Origin of the sequence: Akkermansia sp. UNK.MGS-1, assembly GCF_000980515.1 — a bacterium.
GTDB lineage: Bacteria > Verrucomicrobiota > Verrucomicrobiia > Verrucomicrobiales > Akkermansiaceae > Akkermansia > Akkermansia muciniphila.
Window position 1 is genome coordinate 1 of the sequence record NZ_LBCB01000018.1, and the last position, 389, is coordinate 389.

Below are 389 nucleotides of genomic sequence, written 5' to 3' on the forward strand. Positions count from 1 at the left end.
CACGGCCCGTCTTGTGCAGGAAGGCATGCTCAGGCCCCACGCCGGGATAATCCAGCCCGGCCGAAACAGAGTGCGAAGGCTCGATCTGGCCGTCACTGTTCTGGAGCAGCATGGTACGGTTGCCGTGCAGCACGCCGGGGCTGCCCAGATTGAGCGGCGCGGAATTAAAGCAACCCGGCTCGCCCGTACCGGCGGCTTCCACTCCGATGATGCGCACGCGCTCGTCCTCCAGGAAAGGATGGAACAGGCCGATGGCATTGGAGCCGCCACCCACGCAGGCCACCACGGCATCCGGCAGGCGCTGGGCACGGGTCAGCATCTGTTCCCGCACTTCCTGTCCGATGACCTGCTGGAACATGCGCACCAGCGTGGGGAAGGGGTGCGGTCCC

The 389-nt window shown here is 66.3% G+C and carries 1 protein-coding gene; it reads right to left on the bottom strand.

Annotation, left to right across the window (positions count from 1 at the left end):
* On the bottom strand, window positions 1-389 hold a 389-nt coding region (locus WW58_RS09765; protein ID WP_046437278.1), incomplete at both ends, for a pyridoxal-phosphate dependent enzyme.